The sequence below is a fragment of the Pseudoalteromonas sp. T1lg122 genome (assembly GCF_002964825.1).
Lineage (GTDB): Bacteria > Pseudomonadota > Gammaproteobacteria > Enterobacterales > Alteromonadaceae > Pseudoalteromonas > Pseudoalteromonas gelatinilytica.
Window position 1 is genome coordinate 361,550 of sequence record NZ_PQCG01000001.1, and the last position, 14,360, is coordinate 375,909.

Sequence of the window (14,360 nt, forward strand, 5' to 3'; positions counted from 1 at the left end):
ACATCACCTAGTTGAATTCTCTTGTTTGCCCGAGTGGCCAATAAATGGCACACGTTTGCAAAACAACTTCAAAGCATGAAGGTAAATACCTTTAAAAATACTTAACGTCATAGCCGGAAACTGTTTAAGCACGGCACTAACCTGCTCTTTCGTGAGAGGGTGCTTTTGCAAACGCAGGGTTGCATCAAACAAAAGAGTGTCGTCTTTTTTATTTTCAATATGAATCATGGTGTTATCAGAATTCATTCTAATATGCCAATGATAGTTCATATCTAAGTTCATGAAAGGTGATACGGAGAAAACCTTTTTAAAGTTCACTTTTTTTTCAAGGGGTACGACATAATAATGACGTTCATTCCAAGGCGTGTTACTGACTTCAGCAAGCATGTGAGTGAACTCGCCATGACTAGTTTGAAAGAAGAAAAAGTTAACCGGGCTAAAATAAATTCCTAAACAGCGCACCTGTCCGAGCATAAAAACATGGGTAAATTCATCGTCAATGCCAAGCTCTTTAATTTTATTAAGTGCACGCTGTTTGAGTGGCAGTTGCATATCAGTTTGAAAATTAAAATAGTCGCTCTGATTAAATTTAAGCGCCTTAAAGCCACTTGAGCCAAGCCAAGGGTGAACACCATTAAGTTCATCAGGCTTAGCTAAATCAACCCACATCATATAAAGCGGGTACTTAAAGTGATGCTCTTTGACGGCAAAGCGCCTGTGGCGAACATCACCTACATATATGGCGCTATTCAAACTCGACTCCGAGTTGCTTTGCCACATTTACAGCACTTCTTACACCATCTTCGTGGAAGCCGTTGTACCAATAAGCACCGCAAAAATAGCTATTATTTTTACCGTCTATAAGAGGCTTTTGCTGCTGTGCGGCAATCGACTGTTTATTAAATACCGGATGATGATAAGTAAACTCACGCAGAATTTTGTCTTTTCTAATGCCGTCAAGGTGATTAAGCGTGACACAAAATTGCGTGTCGCTTTGAATGCCTTGCAGAATATTCATCTGATAAGTTACAACAGCGGCTTTATCTGTGTTGTTATTTAACAGGTAATTCCAGCTCGCCCATGCGGCTTTGCGTTTTGGTAGCAGTGTAGTATCTGTGTGTAGTACCACTGAATTAGCCGTATAAGGTATAGCTGAGAGAACGCTTTTTTCGTCCTCGCTTGGGTCTAACAACAGCTTTAAAGCTTGATCTGAGTGACAAGCAAACACAACTTTATCGAATGTTTCACTGTGGCCATCATCAAAATGAACATGCACACTGTCATCTTTTCGAGATACCGAGCTGATATTACTATTTAAACGAATTTTATCAGCAAAACCTTGGATCATAGGTTTAATGTATTCGCGAGAGCCACCCGGAATAACATACCACTGCGGGCGATTAGTGATATCCAACAAACCGTGGTTATAAAAAAACTTAACAAAAAACTCTACGCCAACTTGCGCCATTTCTTTAATGCTTGTTGACCAAATAGCAGCGCCCATCGGCAAGATATAATGAAAACGGAAGAACTCGTTAAAATCATGCTCGTCTAAAAACTCACCTAGGGTTTGATTTTCTTTGTAATTTTTTTCAGCATGTAATGATTTACAGACATCATTAAAGCGCACAATGTCTTTTAAAAGTTTCCAGAATTTAGGGCGAAAGATATTGCGTTTTTGTGCGAACAAACTCCAAAAAGTATGACCGTTATATTCAAAGCCTGTTTGTTCATTATGCACACTAAAGCTCATTTGGGTCTTCTGACGCTCTACACCCAAGCGCTTAAGTAGCTTTTCAAAATATGGGTAAGTTCGGTCGTTAAAGACAATAAAGCCAGTATCAACAGCGTACTCAACGCCATCAACTTTTACGTCTATGGTTGCAGTATGACCACCTATGTAGTCGTTTTTCTCAAATACGGTTACATCGTAGTGTTTATCCAATAGGTGCGCACAGCTTAAACCTGCTATGCCAGATCCAATAACAGCCACTTTTTTCAACGTGATAATCCTTTTGCAAGCTTCAGCCAAAGTGGCGTAGGAAGCATTCTTAAAAATTTTAAAATGAGGGTAAAACGGTGCGGAAAGTGCACTTCTTTGCGCCTTTTCGCGATCCCTTTATAAATATAATTTGCCGCTTTTTCTGCACTCACCGCCATTGGCATAGGGAAGTCATTTTTATCAGTCAGCGGCGTTTTAACAAAACCTGGGTGAACTAAAGTGACATCAATATCTTTTAAATCAACCGCTAAGCTATTAGCTAAATAACTTACACCGGCTTTAGACGCGCCATAAGCTTGGCTGCGCGGTAAGGGTAAGTAAGTCACACTAGAGCTTACGATGACCAGCTGACCACCGGGCTTTATTTTTGGTAATAGCGCCTCAAGGCAATAGCCCATACTGAGCAGATTGGTCGTGATCACCCGTTCAAACAAGCTACTGTCAAAATTGCGAGCATCATCAATGTATTCACAATTGCCGGCATTGAGAATAACCCGGTCAAATTCTGTATAAGCCACTGTGCTCGAACGAATGTCTTGAAGGTCTGTTGCATCAAATTGGCAAGACTCAATATTTTGATGTTGGCTCAATTTAGCAAGCTTTTCTGAATTTCTACCGCATGCAATGACCTGCTCATCGTTGTCTGCATAAAGCGTTGCTAATGACTCGCCAATACCTGAGGTTGCGCCTGTAATTAATGTCGTCATTATGCACTCGCTCTTTTGTCAATGTATTTCACAGCTGAGCCGAGTACCGGAATATGCCTGTAAAGCATAGCGCCTACGTCAAAATAATCGCGATGGTTAATTATTTTTTCGCCAGAAAATTTTAAACGACTATGACCTGCAACCGAAATCGCTTGGCCTTTATTGAGCTTTGGATGGCGATATTGCATGGTCCAATAAATAAATGCAGTGTCGTCTTTACCCTCTGTATTTTCAGTCACATAGCTGTCTTCGATAGCAAATTCACAAGAAAGCACATTGGCATAGAGATTTTTAAAATAATCTCGCAGCGAGCCAAGACCAGTTACCGCATGCAAGGGATCTGCAAACTGGATATCAGGATGATAAATTTCATCCAGTAACTGTAAATTGTCTTTATTGAGTGTTTGATAAACATCAATAAACCTATCAAGGATCGCCTTGTCCATGTCACACCTTAAATGCGTTTAGCGCTCGCTCTCGCGCGGCTTTATGATCAACAATTGCTGGCCAATAGCTGCTCGACTTACCCTGTTTCGCTAAATAGTCATGCGGAAAATGGATTTGCTTGGCAGGTATTTTTTCCAGCTCTGGTAAATATTTACGGATAAATTCACCATCTGGATCAAATCGCTCGCTTTGGGTGATAGGATTAAAAATTCGAAAATATGGCTGAGCATCACACCCCGTACTTGCAGCCCATTGCCAGCCACCGTTGTTAGATGCAAGGTCGCCGTCTATGAGATGCTGCATAAAAAAACGCTCGCCTTTACGCCAATCAATTAATAAATGCTTGGTTAAAAAGCTCGCAACCACCATGCGTAAGCGGTTATGCATCCAGCCAGTTTGCAGAAGCTGCCTCATTGCAGCATCAACTAACGGGTAGCCTGTTTTACCTTCGCACCATGCTTTAAAGTCGCTGTCATCATCACGCCATTTCACAGCGTTGTATTTGTCGTTAAAATTTTCGTACTTATTTAGGTTTGGATAAATCGCGATAAGATGGCGATAAAATTCACGCCAAATCAATTCGTTAACCCAACAAAACAAGTTACTTTTACTGCTGCGTAGTACATCAGGGTGACGCTGCTGGATCAGTGCCAATAATTGATGAACGCTGACAATACCAAGGGCTAAGTAAGGGCTTAAACCCGAGGTGCCTTTAATGCTTGGGATATCTCGTTGGTCTTGATATGTTGCGAGTTTTTCTTCAATAAAGCGCGCGCAAACGTGGCTGAGCGTGTCATCATCAACAGGCCATTTTTCTGAGCTGCCGTCTGAGGCCAATAACTCACTTGGCTGCCACTCAATGGGCTCAAACATCTGCGGTGGTTCAGCAAAATAAAAGTGGGTGCCTTGATAAACTTTTAGCCATGCATTTTTAAATGGCGTAAATACTTTGAACATCTCACCGCTTTGATTTTTAATGCTTCCCGGCGGCGCAATCACATCACCGTCGTATGCGTAAAAAGCAATCCCATTGCTGTCAGCGTGCTGTAAAAAGGCTTTATCTCGGTTTACTTCGTTAAGCTCATATTCGTTGTTGGCGTAGACATTTCTTACTTGATGTTGCTCGCAAAATGACGCTAATTTTTCAACACAACCGGCATAATCGGCTGCATCAATAATGTGTAATTCAATACCTTTACTGGCTAAAAGCTCACCTAAAAAGTGAAGCCTACGCTTTAATAAATCTAGCTGAATAGCAGCCACATCATGCTTTTGCCATTGCTTTTCAGTAATAAAAAACACTGCATTTCGGCAGCCATTTTCGATTGCCTGATACAAGGCATCGTTATTAAAAAGGCGCAGATCGCGCCTAAACCAAAATAATGTGTTCATTAAATTCCGTAGCGTAGTTTTAATTCGTTCGGATAAGGGTCAAGGTACACTTGCTTAGCAAGGTACTCATTTGGATGCACTTTTAAATGATGCTTAATTAACGTAAGAGGTACGTAAAGTGGCACTAAACCTTGACGGTATTCATCAATGGCATCTCGCAGTTCTTGCTTTTCAATCTTAGAAAGCGATTTTTTAAAATAGCCTTGTAAATGCATTAAAGTGTTGGCGTTATTTTTACGAGAAGCTGGTTTTTTAAGGGCTGTCATTAACCCTAAAATGTATTCATCAGCCAAAGTTTGGATATCTTCGCCGTCAAAAGTGCCAAGCAAGTTCCCCAGACTACGGTAAGCCTCGTAGTTATGCGCCATCAATAAGTACTTATATTGGGCGTGAAACTGGGTCAATCTATGAACTGTTAATGGCTGCTCGCTTAATGTTTGCCAGTGCTTATAGGTATAAACACGCATTACAAAGTTTTCGCGAAGATGCATATCATTTAAACGACCGTTTTCTTCGCAAGGTAACAATGGGTTATGTGCCATTATTTGCTCTGCAAAAAAACCCACACCTTCTGAAGTATTGCCAGTACCCGCTTCGTTATAAATTTTAATACGTTCCATACCGCAACTAGGACTTTTCGCGCAAAACACAAAGCCGCTTAACTCAGCGGTTTGCTCTGTTGCCACTCGTTTACCATATTCTGTTAGTTTAGGGCCAACATCGCCAGTGCCATCTGGACGACACACTTTAATGGTATCGCCAACACGCACTTGACGAATAGTTGGTCTGGGGATTGGTAGCCCTACCGCTACTTCAGGGCAAAACTTTTTATATTCGACATGCTTGCCAAGCTCATCCATACAGAAATTTGATTTTTTATGGCCTGTATCAAAGCGTACTTTATCGCCTGCTAAGCAAGCACTTAAACCAATTTTTATTGTTGATTGCTGCATATAAACCCTACTAATAAATAAGATTACCAATTGGATTCAGGAGTTTGCTAATACCTTTGTTGAAGTGCAGCGCACTGCTAACTACGGTAAAACATAAACAACCTTGTTCAGTTTTTGGCGTGTGATTATGACGACCATCAAGCATCATAAAATCACCCGGTACATAGTGTCCGTCTTCATCACTGAACTCACCATCTAACAATAACGTTAGCTCAAAACCCGTATGTGTGTGCTCAGGAATTTCACCACCCGCATCAATATGGAGCAGGCTTGCTCGTAACGCGCCATCTTCTAAATCAATGCGAGAGCGGGCAAGTTTACCTATTTGCATAAACTTACTATGACCAATCCGGGTAAGCGCTCTAGGTAATGTGTAAGTTTTGTCTTTAACATCTACCGACACCTGTGCTTGCTCGTAAACTTCATCAATAGTTTCATCAGCTGTGATCGCATCAAACATACTAGAATCAAACATGTCATCCATATCAATAGCGGATTCTGCAAATAAAGTGTCTGCATTTTTGGCTTCAAGCGCAGCGAGCTCTTTTTGACACACAGGGCACATTTCAACATGAATAGCGACTGCAACACTCAAAGTGGCAGGTAAATTACCTTCGCTGAACTTGGCAAGTAATTCATTGCTAGGATGGTGCTTAATCATGGTGATCTCCCATTTCATTGCGTAACTTCTGCAAGGCTAAGCGAAGACGAGATTTCACTGTGCCTACGGGAATGTTTAAATGTTCAGCAAGTTGTTCTTGCGACATATCTTGAAAATATACGCCGCGCACAACTTCTCGTTGCGCAAGGGGTAATTTATCAAGGTATTGCTTAATCTGTTTATCTTCTAAATGGTCACTAAATTCGTGTTGGCCCGGCTCGGCTTCATCTATCAATGGCCAAATATCTTCACTAATACACTCTTCTTTGCTGATCTTCATTTTTCTTAGCATATCGAAAGAAGCATTACGCATTACTGTGTATACCCATGTTGTCGCCGCACCTTTTTCTTTGTGATAAAGATGCGCTTTACGCCAAACTGAGGTTAGTGTTTCTTGAACTAATTCCATCGCTTGCGCTTCAGAACCAAATTGTTTGATCCCAAAACGTTTTATTTTTGGCGAAAAATATTGGAACAGCACTGCAAACGCACGTTTATCACGGTGCGCAGCAACAGCAAATAAGGCATCAGCAAGCTCTTTGCTTGGTGTATCTGGCATGGCAGAGTATTGACCTGTGTTAGGTTTACAACCTGTTTGAAGTTGTTGACTTACCATCTTTGTGTCATCCAATTATTGTCGTAAGAATTTATACGCCAAAAAGTTGATGTGAGATCACATTAATCAGTAAATTCGTTGTTAATTAGAGTATGGAGGAAACTTAGCAAATTTTCAAAATTAGATTTAAAGGCAAGTTGTTGTTTTTTAACTAATGAAATAGGCAAAATTTCAAGCCAGCGGGCAACAACCCAAGCAAGATTGTCAAATTGTGGGGTTTTATATAGACCTGCTAAATCAGGCTGATTTGCAAACACAGCACGAAGCGTGTCGCTTAGTAAGGTGTTTTCGTCATTGATTGGTGTGTTTACATACCATGAAGGCGACGTAATTAGTTCGATGTCGGCATGGCGTAGTTGCTGCTTATCTTGATATGCGTTATGCATAGACACTGCATGTTCAGCATAAACATCAATTAATAATTGGCCACTATCATCTTGATTGAAGTCGGTTATTTGCACTAAACAACCCATTTCTGGCAAGTTAAGATCTGTGTCGTGTTGGTAAGTGCACAGCACAAAACCTGTATTATTTTGTACAGCTTCTTTGACCATCGTTAAGTAACGCTGCTCAAAAATTCTTAGCTTGGTGAACCCTTCAGGTAAAATAAAAACCGGTAAAGGAAAAATCGCACGCTTCATAAAGTCTACTATTCTAAAACCACATGCCTTTAATTACGTGCGTTTTTAATCCGCCGATCAATATTTCATGAAATCTTAATATCTACTTTGTACTCTAGAAGTTGAACCATTGCGCAACGTTACGAAATAATTCGATTGATGCATACGCACTGAGTAAACTCAAAACCGGTGCAACCATAAGTAAAAATAAGCTGATTTCACTACTCATTGTCTTGTTTCCTTACTGCTTGTTTGTTGCTTTAGGAGCTTGAGCAATTTTTACTTCGTCTTCTTTCGAAGCAATTGCATCTTCACTCATGTAAGTATCTAGTAACTTTTGAGCATCAAACTCAATGCTGTTCATTACGCTTTCTTTCAACTCAATGCTTGCTTGTTGAACATAGCTTTTAACAGATTGTGTAATTGTGTTGCTGATATCTAATTCAAAGTCAGTAGCGCTTGCTTGAGTTGACCCTAATACAAGTAACGCAGCAGTAGTTAATTTAAGTGAGTTATTCATAGTGGTATTCCTTGTCTCTTTAAGTAATTAGTCGTAATTACTTAATCAAAGGTTGTGCCACCCTGAAAATATTTTTTAATTTATTGATTTTTAACGATTTAAAAATAAATTAAATTTTCAACCGCATTCAGGTTTGGTTAATAAAACCAACGAATTTAAATATTTTGACCAACATTTAGTGAAAAAATAAGCATTGCTAACTTCAGCGCACACTTGTACACTGAAACTGTTTTATTCACTCATTTTTAGTAGATAGATATGACACAACAACTCCCTTATTCACGCCAAGAAGAACAACTTAACGTGCTCACTCACGGTATGGGAGTCCTGTTTGCGGTATATGTGCTGTGGGACTTAATTTCACAATCTAAAGTTGTGTCAGCTACGGTGAGTGCTATCGTGTATGGCTCAAGCCTACTGGTATTATTTTTAGCCTCGACCTTATATCACGCTAGTACCAGAGAGCGTATACGAGCCATTTATAAAAAATGTGACCACTGTGCGATTTACTTGCTTATTGCCGGAACCTACACGCCTTATTTGGTTATTTCGTTATCTGGGGCTTGGGCAATTGCTGCTTTAGTGTTTATTTGGTCTTTAGCGCTTGGTGGTGTTGCATATAAATTACTGGTCAAAAACACGAATAAAAAAGTCTCTCTCGCTACCTATTTATTAATGGGCTGGTTTGCATTAGCACTTGTTTATCCACTTTATTTGAACCTTGATTTAAGCGCTTTATGGTGGCTGCTAGCTGGCGGGATTGCGTACAGTTTAGGCACAGTGTTTTACAGCGCTAAAACCCGCCATTACAGCCATGCAATTTGGCACGTATTCGTGTTAGTTGGCTGTGTTTGTCATTATCTATCAATTAGCTTGTATGTTTATTAGTCCCACTGGTGCAGGCGCATATTAATTTTAGCCTTATTAAAGGTAACACCTTCACTGAGTAGTTTTTGTCGTTGCTCCAGATGCTTATTGCTGCCTTCAGGAAACGATATTTTACCCTGGCTATTAACTACCCGATGCCAAGGAATGTTTGAGCCTTCGGGCATTACTTTTAATAACCTGCCCACTAACCTTGAGTTATTAGGGTATCCTGCAAGCTTTGCTACTTGCCCATAACTGGCAACTTTCCCCTCAGGAATGGCACAAATAATGGTATAAATTAAATCTTCTTTAGTTGCCTGCTGCACGACTCGACTCCAAATAGTGTTTACTGACCTCGCTAAAATCTTGCCAAATAGCTCTTGCAACAGGGCCATGATGAACCGAGTGCTGTCTAAAAACTCGAATTTCTGCGCCAAACTGGTGTTCACGATCGACAATTTTAATTTGCTGCAATAAACCAGCGTCGATTTCGGCTTGGCAATGTTGCAAACTGATCATTGCCCAGCCCGCACCAGAAAGTAAAAACGACTTAACACTGGTTATATCGTCAATTTTCATTAATGCAGAGCCTAGCGTATACGAAAGCCTATCACTGTCAAAACTCAAGTCGCTTTCAAACATGGCCAAACACGGGTAATTTTGAATATCTGAAAAGCTGATTTCACTAGGCACCACATCAGGTGCACTGACAATACCGATATCAAATTTACCAATCGGTAAACTTTCGAGATCCCCTGTTGCATGAAACAAATCAAACCAAGGGCCAATTCCTAAATCAGCCTGATGACTATTAACCTGCTCAAGAGATACAAAGCGCTTCCCTGAGGAAATACTAAACTCTGTACTGGCGAAACGTTTAAAGGTTTTGCTGATCACTTGGTTATAACTGTTTTGATGGCAAAGTTGTTCATAGCAAATTTTATAATTGGCTTCATTCCCTAGTGCCAGTTCTTTAGCAAGTGAGCTTAACTCACTGTTTGCATTAAGTAATAAGCGGGCCTCACGATAAAAAATACGGCCTTTTTCTGTTAAGTGTAACCGATATTGACTGCGGTCTAGTAGCTCAAAACCTAGCTCTGATTCTAGCTTTTTGATTGCTAACGTGAGCGCGGGTTGAGTCTTATGCAATTTAAGTGCGGCTTGGCTCAAACTAGAGCTTTGCACAATAGCATCTAGAATGATTAATTGATTTAAATTCATTAATGGCAAACTATATAAATAAAATTTATGCTGTTTCTAAAATTTAATAATTTTTATTTTATATCTTTGCAGCGTATCCTGCAGCAAATTTATGCTTTCTTATCTATGGAGAAGACAATGAGATTGGCACCCGCCGTGTTAATGAGCAGCATGTTTCTGTTACTTGCGGCATGTTCAGAGCAAGCACAACAAAGTGAAGCAGAGCCGGTAGTTCGCCCTGTTAAACTTTTTAATATTGGCAATAATTCAGAGCAAAGCATTCGCAGCTTTCCTGCTGAAGTGGTTGCTAACCAAGGTTCTTATCTTGCCTTTCGTGTGAATGGTGAGTTACTTGAGTTCCCTGCTCTTGCGGGCCAACACGTTGAGAAAGACCAGCTTTTAGCCAAACTCGATCCTGAAGATTTTCAACTGCAATATGATGAGCGCAAAGCACGCTATGAACTAGCAGAATCTCAACTTGAGCGTGTGCAAAAGCTATTTAACCGCTCAATTGCCAGCCAATCTGAGTTAGACCAAGCGCTTGCTAATAAACAGGTTGCTGAGTCAGCGCTTAAAATTGCCAAAACCAACCTAGATAATAGTGAATTACGCGCGCCGTTCGCCGGTACTGTGGCAAAGGTGTTTGTGAAAAACTTTGAAAACATTCAAGCAAAACAAAACATCCTTCGCCTTGAAACCCGCGACCTAATGGACGTGGTTATTCAAGTACCCGAAAAACTCATTGCACGCATCGATAAAGATGTTCACTACCAACCTGATGTTGTATTTGATGGTTACCCAAACAAGTCATATCAATTAACGGTCAAAGAGTTCGATACCCAAGCCGACCCAATTACTTTAACGTATAAAGTTGTGTTTTCATTACCTGTGCCAGAAGATTTTAATCTACTTGCCGGTATGACTGGCCGCGTTGATATAGATTTAAGCAAAATCACCAGCTCACAATCACCTTATACATTGCTGCCAGTTGAGGCGGTATTCTCAGAGCCTACTGAGTCTGAAAACAACAACAGCTATGTATGGCTTTATGACGAAAACACTGGTTTAGTGCACAAACAAGCTGTTGAAGTTGGCCAATTACATCGTGATGGCATTGAAGTACTCTCAGGTATTAAAGAAGGCCAAATCGTTGTGGCTGCTGGTGTGCACTTTTTAGAAGAAGGCATGAAAGTGCGTCCATGGCAAAAAGAGCGAGGCTTATAATGAGCTTTGCAGCACTCGCTATTGAAAGAAAAGTCATTAGCTGGATGTTCGCGCTGTTTTTACTGATTGGTGGAACGGTCGCTTACTTTGGCTTAGGACAACTAGAAGACCCTGAATTCACCCTAAAAAAAGCCATGGTAATCACCCTTTATCCGGGCGCGTCACCACAGCAGGTTGAAGAAGAAGTCACCTTCCCTATTGAAAATGCAATTCAACAACTACCGTATGTTGATTACGTAACCAGTATTTCATCACCAGGTAAATCGCAAATTACCGTCGAGATGAAAAGCAATTATCGTAAACAAGACTTACGCCAAATATGGGACGAACTGCGTCGAAAAATTAACGATCAAGCATCGTCGATGCCCTCTGGTGTTTATCCAAGCAAGATTATGGATGACTTTGGGGATGTATACGGGGTGATGTATGCAGTCACTGGCGATGGTTATTCTTACGATGAGCTTAAAGATTACGTTGATTACTTAAAACGTGAGCTTGTTTTGGTTGATGGCGTTAGTAAAGTAACCGTGGGTGGTGAGCAACAAGCACAAGTCATGGTTGAGATTTCAACCCGCAAACTTGCCCAGTTAGGTATTTCGCCTAATCGTATTTATCAGCTTTTACAAACTCAAAATAGCGTGTCGAACGCAGGTAAAGTCCGCGTTGGCGATGAATCAATTCGCTTACACCCAACCGGTGAATTTAAAGACGTAAAAGAGCTCGAAAACTTACTTATTTCTAAGCCAGGTGAAAATGAGCTTATTTACTTAGGTGATGTTGCTACCGTTTTTCGTGAGTATGCAGAAGTCCCTAACAATATTATTCGCTATAACCAGCAGCAAGCATTACTGGTAGGCGTATCGTTTAGCACAGGCGTTAACGTTGTTGATGTAGGTGCAAATATTGATGCCCACTTAGCGTCACTGGAATATCAACGACCACATGGTATGGAAATAAACAGCGTTTATAACCAACCAGCTGAAGTAGAAAAGTCAGTAAGTGGCTTTATTATCAGCCTACTTGAAGCCGTTGCCATTGTTATTATTGTGCTTTTAGTCTTTATGGGCTTTAAAAGCGGTGTATTGATTGGTGTAATTCTCCTCCTGACCGTTCTAGGTACCTTCATTTTCATGAAGTTGTTTGCCATTGATTTACAGCGAATTTCGCTTGGAGCCTTGATCATAGCCTTAGGGATGCTGGTTGATAATGCCATTGTAGTAACCGAAGGCATATTGATAAACCTAAAGCGCGGACAAACAAAACTGCAAGCAGCAACCAATATCGTTGAACAAACCAAGTGGCCGTTACTAGGCGCAACGGTTATAGCCGTTACGGCCTTTGCGCCAATTGGCTTGAGTTCAGATGCCAGTGGTGAATTTGCTGGCAGCTTGTTCTGGGTATTGTTTATTTCATTATTACTTAGCTGGATCACCGCCATTACCTTAACGCCGTTCTTCGCTGATTTAATGTTTAAACAGGCAACGGAGAAACAACCGCATCATGATGAAGACCCTTATCAAGGGGTTATCTTTAATGTCTATAAAGGCGTGTTACATGCAGCAATGCGTTATCGTAAAACGACACTACTGCTAATGGTTATCATGCTTGTAAGCTCTGTATTTGGCTTTAAATTTATCAAGCAGTCGTTCTTCCCTGCATCTAATACACCGATGTTTTACGTTGATTATTGGCATACACAAGGCGCTGATATTCATACCACAATGGATGGCGTCGCAAAGCTTGAAAAGTTCTTACAAGCAGACCCACTGGTTGAAGAGGTAACCACAACGGTTGGCCAAGGTGCACCGCGTTTTATGCTGACTTACGCACCTGAAAAATCATACCCAGCCTATGGGCAATTAATTATTCGTGTTAAAGACCGCGAAGCTGTTACTACCATGATCAAAAAAGTGCGTGATTACCAACATGAGCATGTACTTGATGCTCAGCTTAAAGTTAAACGTATGGAAATTGGCCCATCAACAGATGCAAAAATTGAAGCGCGTTTTTCTGGTGCTGATCCTGTGGTACTTCGCCAATTAGCGAAACAAGCGAAAGATATTCTGCATCAAGATGCGGGAGCATTTAATATTCGTGACGATTGGCGTGCTCGCTCGAAGTTAATTCGTCCGCAATTTAACGAGCAAAAAGCCCGTCGTTTAGGAATTGCTAAATCAGACCTTGATCAGCTGCTTCTCACTAGCTTATCGGGTAAACAAGTGGGTGTTTATAAAGACGGCACACAAATGCTGCCAATTATTGCTCGCTCGCCTGCTGAGGAGCGCTTAAACGTTGAAAGCCTGCGAGACTTACAAATTTACAGCCCAGTGTTAGGTGTGTTTGTACCGGTGACACAAGTAGTTGATGATTTTATTGTTGAATGGGAAGACAGCTTGATCATGCGACGTGACCGTAAGCGAACCATCACAGTGATGGCCGACCACGATGTCATTGGCGATGAAACACCTGCTAAACTCTTTGCCCGTGTACGAAAGAACATTGAGGCAATTGAGCTCCCACATGGTTACGAATTGCAATGGGGCGGCGAATTTGAATCATCAAGCAAAGCACAAAAAGCGATTTTTGGTTCATTACCACTTGGTTACTTAGCCATGTTCGCAATCACAGTGCTGCTGTTTAACTCGGTTAAACAACCTTTAGTAATATGGGCGACGGTGCCATTGGCAATCATCGGTGTATCGGCAGGTTTATTACTAATGAATGCAGCATTTAGCTTTATGGCCCTGCTTGGCTTACTTAGTTTAAGCGGCATGCTCATCAAAAACGGCATTGTGTTAGTTGACCAAATTAACCTTGAACTCGATAGCGGCAAAGACCCTTACAAAGCTGTGTTTGACTCAGGTGTAAGTCGTGTGCGTCCTGTAGCGATGGCTGCGATTACCACCATTTTAGGCATGATCCCACTGCTATTTGACGTGTTCTTCCAGTCAATGGCGGTAACTATTATGTTTGGCCTTGGTTTTGCCACAGTGCTGACCCTGATTGTTGTGCCTGTGCTTTATACCATGCTGTTTAAGATCAAAGTACCTAAACAGCGTCACGCTAATTAATACAGATTGACTCTCAACCAAAAGCCCTATCAGCAAATTGTTAGGGCTTTTTTATTACCTTTTATTTTAATAAACAAAAA

At 40.9% G+C, this 14,360-nt stretch carries 15 protein-coding genes; 3 read left to right on the forward strand and 12 right to left on the reverse strand.

Annotated features, from left to right (window positions below; translation table 11 throughout):
* Nucleotides 1-3 precede the first annotated feature (3 nt).
* From C2M33_RS01755 to C2M33_RS01800, 10 genes are all read right to left on the reverse strand, one after another.
* A complete protein-coding gene (locus C2M33_RS01755) occupies nt 4-753 on the reverse strand; it encodes a DUF1365 domain-containing protein (RefSeq protein ID WP_063707517.1) in 750 nt (249 codons plus the stop codon).
* On the reverse strand, nt 746-2,002 hold the full coding sequence (locus C2M33_RS01760; protein ID WP_105173527.1) for an NAD(P)/FAD-dependent oxidoreductase: 1,257 nt from the start codon (nt 2,000-2,002) through the stop codon (nt 746-748). The genes C2M33_RS01755 and C2M33_RS01760 overlap by 8 nt, the downstream gene beginning before the upstream one ends.
* Nucleotides 1,999-2,709 carry an SDR family NAD(P)-dependent oxidoreductase gene (locus C2M33_RS01765; RefSeq protein ID WP_105173528.1) on the reverse strand — a complete coding sequence of 237 codons (711 nt, stop codon included), beginning with the start codon at nt 2,707-2,709 and terminating at the stop codon, nt 1,999-2,001. Before C2M33_RS01765 ends, C2M33_RS01760 begins: the two co-directional genes overlap by 4 nt.
* Nucleotides 2,709-3,155, reverse strand: a complete 447-nt coding sequence (locus C2M33_RS01770) for a nuclear transport factor 2 family protein (protein WP_105173529.1) — start codon at nt 3,153-3,155, stop codon at nt 2,709-2,711. Before C2M33_RS01770 ends, C2M33_RS01765 begins: the two co-directional genes overlap by 1 nt.
* 1 nt (nt 3,156) lies before the next feature.
* Nucleotides 3,157-4,548 carry a deoxyribodipyrimidine photo-lyase gene (phrB, locus tag C2M33_RS01775; protein WP_105173530.1) on the reverse strand — a complete coding sequence of 464 codons (1,392 nt, stop codon included), beginning with the start codon at nt 4,546-4,548 and terminating at the stop codon, nt 3,157-3,159.
* The gene (locus tag C2M33_RS01780) at nt 4,548-5,501 is read right to left on the reverse strand and encodes a YbgA family protein (protein ID WP_063707535.1); all 954 of its coding nucleotides are present in this window, start codon (nt 5,499-5,501) and stop codon (nt 4,548-4,550) included. The genes phrB and C2M33_RS01780 overlap by 1 nt, the downstream gene beginning before the upstream one ends.
* A gap of 10 nt (nt 5,502-5,511) precedes the next feature.
* Nucleotides 5,512-6,162 (reverse strand): ChrR family anti-sigma-E factor, encoded by a 651-nt coding sequence (locus tag C2M33_RS01785; RefSeq protein ID WP_105173531.1) that lies wholly within the window; start codon nt 6,160-6,162, stop codon nt 5,512-5,514.
* Nucleotides 6,155-6,778: a sigma-70 family RNA polymerase sigma factor gene (locus C2M33_RS01790; RefSeq protein WP_105173532.1), complete on the reverse strand. Its 624-nt coding sequence runs from the start codon at nt 6,776-6,778 to the stop codon at nt 6,155-6,157. Before C2M33_RS01790 ends, C2M33_RS01785 begins: the two co-directional genes overlap by 8 nt.
* A gap of 62 nt (nt 6,779-6,840) precedes the next feature.
* On the reverse strand, nt 6,841-7,419 hold the full coding sequence (locus tag C2M33_RS01795; protein ID WP_063707545.1) for an LON peptidase substrate-binding domain-containing protein: 579 nt from the start codon (nt 7,417-7,419) through the stop codon (nt 6,841-6,843).
* Between the two features lie 220 nt (nt 7,420-7,639).
* Entirely contained in the window at nt 7,640-7,918 is a 279-nt protein-coding gene (locus tag C2M33_RS01800; RefSeq protein WP_063707548.1) for a hypothetical protein, read from the reverse strand.
* 258 nt (nt 7,919-8,176) lie between these two features.
* On the opposite strand from C2M33_RS01800, the gene trhA reads away from it, so the two are divergent.
* Nucleotides 8,177-8,806, forward strand: coding sequence for a PAQR family membrane homeostasis protein TrhA (gene trhA, locus C2M33_RS01805; RefSeq protein ID WP_063707551.1), 630 nt, complete (start codon nt 8,177-8,179; stop codon nt 8,804-8,806).
* On the opposite strand, the gene C2M33_RS01810 is transcribed toward trhA, so the two are convergent.
* Nucleotides 8,803-9,111, reverse strand: coding sequence for an MGMT family protein (locus C2M33_RS01810; protein WP_063707554.1), 309 nt, complete (start codon nt 9,109-9,111; stop codon nt 8,803-8,805). The two genes, trhA and C2M33_RS01810, sit on opposite strands and share 4 nt — an antisense overlap.
* Complete coding sequence (locus C2M33_RS01815; protein WP_063707562.1) at nt 9,095-10,006, reverse strand: LysR family transcriptional regulator; 912 nt, start codon at nt 10,004-10,006, stop codon at nt 9,095-9,097. Before C2M33_RS01815 ends, C2M33_RS01810 begins: the two co-directional genes overlap by 17 nt.
* Nucleotides 10,007-10,123: 117 nt before the next feature.
* On the opposite strand from C2M33_RS01815, the gene C2M33_RS01820 reads away from it, so the two are divergent.
* Together C2M33_RS01820 and C2M33_RS01825 are read left to right on the forward strand one after the other, a co-directional pair.
* Nucleotides 10,124-11,209, forward strand: coding sequence for an efflux RND transporter periplasmic adaptor subunit (locus C2M33_RS01820; protein ID WP_063707563.1), 1,086 nt, complete (start codon nt 10,124-10,126; stop codon nt 11,207-11,209).
* Nucleotides 11,209-14,280, forward strand: a complete 3,072-nt coding sequence (locus C2M33_RS01825; RefSeq protein WP_105173533.1) for an efflux RND transporter permease subunit — start codon at nt 11,209-11,211, stop codon at nt 14,278-14,280. Before C2M33_RS01820 ends, C2M33_RS01825 begins: the two co-directional genes overlap by 1 nt.
* Nucleotides 14,281-14,360: the final 80 nt, after the last annotated feature.

Excerpts from the sequence above, each read along its gene's own strand:
- C2M33_RS01765 (WP_105173528.1), bottom strand. The coding sequence starts at position 2,709 with ATGACGACATTAATTACAGGCGCAACCTCAGGTATTGGCGAGTCATTA.
- C2M33_RS01770 (WP_105173529.1), bottom strand. The coding sequence starts at position 3,155 with ATGGACAAGGCGATCCTTGATAGGTTTATTGATGTTTATCAAACACTC.
- phrB (WP_105173530.1), bottom strand. The coding sequence starts at position 4,548 with ATGAACACATTATTTTGGTTTAGGCGCGATCTGCGCCTTTTTAATAAC.
- C2M33_RS01780 (WP_063707535.1), bottom strand. The coding sequence starts at position 5,501 with ATGCAGCAATCAACAATAAAAATTGGTTTAAGTGCTTGCTTAGCAGGC.
- C2M33_RS01785 (WP_105173531.1), bottom strand. The coding sequence starts at position 6,162 with ATGATTAAGCACCATCCTAGCAATGAATTACTTGCCAAGTTCAGCGAA.
- C2M33_RS01790 (WP_105173532.1), bottom strand. The coding sequence starts at position 6,778 with ATGGTAAGTCAACAACTTCAAACAGGTTGTAAACCTAACACAGGTCAA.
- C2M33_RS01795 (WP_063707545.1), bottom strand. The coding sequence starts at position 7,419 with ATGAAGCGTGCGATTTTTCCTTTACCGGTTTTTATTTTACCTGAAGGG.
- C2M33_RS01800 (WP_063707548.1), bottom strand. The coding sequence starts at position 7,918 with ATGAATAACTCACTTAAATTAACTACTGCTGCGTTACTTGTATTAGGG.
- trhA (WP_063707551.1), top strand. The coding sequence starts at position 8,177 with ATGACACAACAACTCCCTTATTCACGCCAAGAAGAACAACTTAACGTG.
- C2M33_RS01815 (WP_063707562.1), bottom strand. The coding sequence starts at position 10,006 with ATGAATTTAAATCAATTAATCATTCTAGATGCTATTGTGCAAAGCTCT.
- C2M33_RS01820 (WP_063707563.1), top strand. The coding sequence starts at position 10,124 with ATGAGATTGGCACCCGCCGTGTTAATGAGCAGCATGTTTCTGTTACTT.
- C2M33_RS01825 (WP_105173533.1), top strand. The coding sequence starts at position 11,209 with ATGAGCTTTGCAGCACTCGCTATTGAAAGAAAAGTCATTAGCTGGATG.